This window comes from Moorena sp. SIO3H5, assembly GCF_010692395.1.
Classification (GTDB): domain Bacteria; phylum Cyanobacteriota; class Cyanobacteriia; order Cyanobacteriales; family Coleofasciculaceae; genus Moorena.
Genome location: NZ_JAAHHS010000468.1, coordinates 1 through 5,570 on the forward strand (window position 1 = coordinate 1; position 5,570 = coordinate 5,570).

The 5,570-nt window shown below is 40.5% G+C and carries 6 protein-coding genes; 5 read left to right on the forward strand and 1 reads right to left on the reverse strand.

From position 1 onward, the window contains the following. Positions 1-279 precede the first annotated feature (279 nt). The 5 genes from F6K52_RS31405 to F6K52_RS31425 all read left to right on the forward strand — a co-directional run bounded on the left by F6K52_RS31405 (position 280) and on the right by F6K52_RS31425 (position 4,845). Positions 280-918: a sugar transferase gene (locus tag F6K52_RS31405; RefSeq protein ID WP_293088163.1), complete on the forward strand. Its 639-nt coding sequence runs from the start codon at positions 280-282 to the stop codon at positions 916-918. A gap of 187 nt (positions 919-1,105) precedes the next feature. Next, complete coding sequence (locus F6K52_RS31410) at positions 1,106-2,176, forward strand: peptidoglycan bridge formation glycyltransferase FemA/FemB family protein (protein WP_293088166.1); 1,071 nt, start codon at positions 1,106-1,108, stop codon at positions 2,174-2,176. Between the two features lie 217 nt (positions 2,177-2,393). Further along, positions 2,394-3,137 carry a UPF0489 family protein gene (locus F6K52_RS31415; RefSeq protein ID WP_293088168.1) on the forward strand — a complete coding sequence of 248 codons (744 nt, stop codon included), beginning with the start codon at positions 2,394-2,396 and terminating at the stop codon, positions 3,135-3,137. 312 nt (positions 3,138-3,449) lie between these two features. Next, positions 3,450-4,592 (forward strand): aminotransferase class I/II-fold pyridoxal phosphate-dependent enzyme, encoded by a 1,143-nt coding sequence (locus tag F6K52_RS31420; RefSeq protein ID WP_293088170.1) that lies wholly within the window; start codon positions 3,450-3,452, stop codon positions 4,590-4,592. Positions 4,593-4,638: 46 nt separating this feature from the next. Next, positions 4,639-4,845, forward strand: a complete 207-nt coding sequence (locus tag F6K52_RS31425; protein WP_293088172.1) for a hypothetical protein — start codon at positions 4,639-4,641, stop codon at positions 4,843-4,845. On the opposite strand, the gene F6K52_RS31430 is transcribed toward F6K52_RS31425, so the two are convergent. Beyond that, positions 4,824-5,486 carry an FkbM family methyltransferase gene (locus tag F6K52_RS31430; protein WP_293088174.1) on the reverse strand — a complete coding sequence of 221 codons (663 nt, stop codon included), beginning with the start codon at positions 5,484-5,486 and terminating at the stop codon, positions 4,824-4,826. The genes F6K52_RS31425 and F6K52_RS31430 overlap by 22 nt on opposite strands. Positions 5,487-5,570: the final 84 nt, after the last annotated feature.

Genomic DNA, 5,570 nt, shown 5'->3' on the forward strand with positions numbered 1-5,570 from the left:
CACAATTTTTGGGTTCAATCATTATATCCCTTATGGGGATAGACTTTAACTAGTATAGTAGTACAAATGAACGGGAGGACTTCAGTCAAAAATACAACATTATGTGATCGCACCTGCGGAATGTGGGATTAAATCATCCCACGTTATACAAGTCGTGGGATTTTAAGTGTGTGCATGATTAGTCATTAATCACTAGTAATAGCCATTGTGGCAACACATCCCAGTTTAAACGTTATATTTTTTATTTAATAAGAGAAAAAAATATGTTTTGATTTAACTATGAATAATAATTTGACTAGCAATAACTTACAACAACTAATTAAAGAGATTGCCGACAGATTTGTTGCTGCAACCACTCTGATTCTTTTATCGCCTGTTATCCTAATTATTGCGATCGCGATCTACTTCAGTATGGCAAGACCAATTGTTTTCACCCAACTAAGACCGGGGAAAGATGGTCGTATTTTCAAATTCTATAAATTTCGCACCATGACCGATGATTGCGACTGCAATGGTAATCTACTTCCGGATGAAGAACGCCTGACCGCAATTGGTGAATTTCTACGGGAAACCAGTTTAGATGAACTTCCTCAACTTTGGAATGTTCTCAAAGGGGATATGAGTTTTGTCGGACCTCGTCCTTTACTGGTGGAGTATTTAGATCGCTACAATTGTGAACAAGCACGCCGCCATGAGGTGAAACCTGGTATTACCGGTTGGGCACAAGTTAATGGTCGCAACACCATTAGTTGGGAAAATAAATTCAAATGTGATGTTTGGTACGTTGATAACTGGAATCTCTGGCTTGATTTTAAAATCCTATTCCTAACCTTTATTAAAGTGACCAAGCGCGAAGGTATTGTTAACCCAACCCACTCTACCTTAAGTGAGTTTCAGGGGAGCTCTCCCTCTTGTTAATACCAATTAAATTTATTCCTGTGATTAATTGATGGGGAGATGGGGAGATGGGGAGATGGGGAGATGGGGAGATGAGATGATCAGGTAATCAGATAATGGGGTGATTAATGTGTAGCAATAGTGTTTGAATTTTGAGTAACGTATTGAAATAGTACCAAATTTAATTATTATTTTTTTAGATAATAGTATGGATAGTCAAATAATTGATTTGTTAAGCCCGTTATGGGGAGAAACTCTAAAGCAATTACGTCATGATATCTATCATATAGCCGACTATTTTGCTCTAGAATCTAGACGAAATCAAGGGATACCGGAAGCAATTGTAATAGCCGATGGGGATAAAATTTTATTCGTTCCTTATTTACTGCGCAAATGTGATGACATTTGCGATCAAGACTCAGGGGATTTATTTGATGTGGTCTCTCCCTATGGTTATCCAGGAATTTTATTAAGTGAGGCAGCCGCTACCACACCAGGGTTTCCTGATGCAGCAATGGCTGAATTCAAACGTTTGTTATCTGGCAAGGGAGTATGCTCAGCCTTCTTGCGACTTCATCCCATACTTAATCATAACATTAATGAATTATTTAACCCTAACCCGTTTACCTTCAATGGCGAGACAATCTCCATTGATTTAACACTCCCTGAGTCTGAAATATGGAGTCATACCCGCAAAGATCATCGCAATAAGATTAATAAGTGTAAGCGTGCTGGAATGACAGCCAGAATGGTTCCATTTAAAGACTACATTCAGGAATTTATTGAAGTCTATCAAGAGACTATGGATCGGGTAGGTGCTTCAGGGTTTTATTATTTTAACTATGATTACTTTGTGGGACTTTTAGAGATACTAGAAGAGCAACTTCACCTCTGTATCGTTGAACTGGATAATCAAATCATATCCGCTGGTATTTACACAGAATGCTGTGGCATCGTTCAAGCTATCCTGGGTGGAACTAAAACCCAGTTTTACAAACAATCTCCAAGTGTTTTAGAAACAGATTTTGTCCGACTCTGGGCTAAAGAACGCGGCAATGAATTTTTGCACCTTGGCGGTGGTGTAGGAGGAGCAAAAGATAGTCTCTACAATTTCAAAGCGGGTTTCTCCAAGCAAAGACACACCTTCCTGACACTACGTTTAATTACTGATCAAGAAAAGTATCGTTATCTCGTTGATTTACGAGCCAAAGCATTAAACACTGACCCAGAAAAACTCCTCAAATCCAAATTCTTCCCCGCCTATCGTTGTAGTCATTAAGCTGTTCAGCATTTAGATTGGCATATTTAAATTTCTAAAAGGGAACAGGGAACAGGGAACAGGGAACAGGGAACAGGGAACAGGGAACCGTAAATAACCAATTTAAATGCACATCACTTTAGTAATTTTTAAACTGTTAATTTTTGAATCATTAAGTGTTAATTGTTAGTTAACAATAACACTTTTGATGGAGGCCTTTTACTTTTTACTTTTTGATATGACTACACTATATGTAATTGAGAAACACGACCAACTGTTGTCTATCTGGCGTCGCCAAAATGCCACTAACCTACGGGTGGTTCATTTAGATTTTCACTGTGATATGCGGGGTCTGTTGATCGACCGTCGGGCGCAACGAGCCTACCCTATTGATGATATACGTAAGGGTGTAGACGTCGGGAATTTTTTAACTCATGCTATCCTTGAGGGTCGCGTGCAGCGGGTGCGCTGGGTTCACGATCTACCAGGCGGTCGGCAGCATGATGTAGGCACCGTTAAGTATGAGAGTGATTGGAGTGTGCAACTGACCCGGTGGCGTTTGGCACAGCAAGGACAAGTCGGTATTCCCTTAACTTACGAGGTCATGACTTTCCCAGAGTGGTCTGGTCTAGAAGCTGGTGAATTCCTCGATATTGACTGGGATGTGTTCGCGTGCAAAGAGTATCCCGCTGAAACCGTCGAAGCTAGGATAGAAGCATTTTTTGAACGGAACTTTACCTGTGTACCAGAGCAAATTTCCGTTTGCTATTCTCCCAGATTTTCCCATCAGACTCAACCTCAATTTGAACGAACTATCCAGCGTCTAGCTGGCATGTTCCAAGCCAAAATTGAGCGACTACCTGCACCACCACCACCCCCACCAAAAACTTACAAAAAATTTCTTCCTCCTATATTTTACGACACCCTTCGTACAGGTTACTACCAAAGTCAACTCTGGTTGCGTCACCAAGGTATTTACTAATAGAGCATTTCTCAATTGGTGAGGTACTTTTTTCTAGGTTTTAGGTTTTAGGTTTTAGGGAACAGGGAACAGGGAACAGGGAACTTCGAAAAACCTTAAACCTACCATTCACCGAACGCCAAAGGCGAACAACCTTTAACATTTAATTTTTTTTATCCTTAAACCTTTACCCTTAAACTTTCTAAATTCTAAATTCTAAATTCTAAATTCTAAATTCTAAATTCTAAATTCTAAATTCTAAATTCTAAATTCTAAATTCTAAATTCTAAATTCTAAATTCTAAATTCTGCATTCTAAATTCATCATTTTCCTATGAATAAACCAATTCTTTTGTCTACACCCCACATGGGTGATCAGGAACTGGAGTTTGTTAAAGAAGCGTTTGAAACAAATTGGATTGCACCAGTGGGTCCCCATGTGGATGCCTTTGAGCAAGAATTTTGCCAAGTTGTGGGTACTCGCCATGCCGCTGCTGTTAGTTCTGGCACAGCAGCCTTGCATCTAGCGCTACGGCTAGTTGGGGTTAAATCAGGGGATGAAGTCTTTTGCTCTACCCTTACCTTTATCGCTACTGCTAGCGCAATTACTTATTTGGGAGCCAAGCCAGTTTTCATCGACTGCGATCGCACTAGCTGGAATATGGATCCCGAGTTACTGCGGCAAGCTCTAGATTGGCGGGCTCGACTGGGTAAATTACCTAAAGCCTTGGTTTTGGTTCATCTGTATGGTCAAAGTGCTGATATTGATCCGATTTTAGAGGTTTGCGATCGCTACGAGATTCCCGTGATTGAAGACGCTGCTGAAGCCTTAGGTGCCACTTACAAAGGTCGATCTCCGGGAACCTTTGGGGAAATTGGTATTTACTCCTTCAATGGCAATAAAATTATTACTACCTCTGGTGGCGGCATGTTGGTTTCAAACCATCCTGATTTTGTCAGCAAAGCTCGTTTTCTGGCAACCCAAGCCCGAGACCCAGCCCCCCATTACCAGCACTCACACATTGGCTACAACTATCGCCTCAGCAATATTTTAGCTGGAGTTGGTCGTGGTCAATTGCGGGTTTTGAATGAAAGAGTAGCAGCGAGAAGGCGTAACTTCGAGATTTACCAGGAAGCCTTGGCAGAGCTGCCAGGAATAGAATTTATGCCAGAAGCCCCCTATGGACGATCCACGCGCTGGTTAACTTGCCTGACTATTAACCCTGATGCCTTTGGAGCAGATCGAGAGCAGGTTCGCCTGGCTTTGGCTGCAAAGCAAATTGAAACCCGTCCTGTCTGGAAACCATTACACTTACAGCCTGTATTTGCTGAGTGTCACTCTATTGGTGGTGCGATCGCAGAAGATTTATTTGAGCATGGTCTTTGCCTACCTTCTGGTTCCAATCTTACCACTGAAGACCTAGAGCGGGTGATTGAAGGGATTAAGGCAACCTCTCGTTGTCCAGTACACCACTAATATCAAGTCTGGTTGAATACCCATAATTAATGGAGAGTGTGGGGAGATGGGGAGATGGGGAGATGGGGAGATGGGGAGATTTTTATTAAGCGATGCAGCGCCTTCACGCGGGGGTTTCCCCCATGAGCGACTGCATCAAGATAGGGTAATTATCCTGAGATTATATAACTTTTTTATTTTAATTGTGAACATACTCCCTAATCCCTACTCCCTACTCCCTATTCCCCTTTGCTATAGATGCCCTTTTAGATAAAACGCATCTCCCCAGGTTTCCCCTTCCCAATTCGTTTCAACTCGTTTAAAATCAAATTCTCCTAAAAATTCGTCTAATTGATCCACTCTGGCACAATTTTCGTATAATTCCTCTCGATTGATCTCAGTAATAATATAATCAATGGTTTTTAACGTTTCCTGGCTGCCTTTAAAGACTTCTAGTTCATATCCTTGCACATCAATGACTATAAAATTATAATTTTCTTTATCCTCTAAGATATCGTCAAGTCTGACCATATCGACAATTTCCTCACTGTCAAAAACAATTTGAGGATATTGTTCTAAATGTTTCTTGGGTTTTAAAATCGATGATGACATTCCCTGATTCGCCCTTTCCACATACATTTTTATTTTCTTGTTATCGTTGCCTAATGCTTTTTGAAACAATCTAGTATTACTAGTAGGATTTCCGACATAACCTTGAAGAATTTCAAAATTATGGGAGAGGGGTTCAAAGAAAACTAAGTTAGGTATCTGATAGTTTTGATAAATTTCATACTCCTGTCCATAATGAGCGCCAATATGAATAATTCCCTGAATTTTTAGCTGATACTTATGAAAAATTTTCTCAAAATCTAGGGAAAGATTTTTAGCGCCTGCTGGTCCAATATTGCCAAACATTTTAACTACTAAAGTGTAAGGATAACGAATGTTTAACCGGATTTTTTGTCATCGGTAATCGGTAATAGGTAATCGTTAACGACC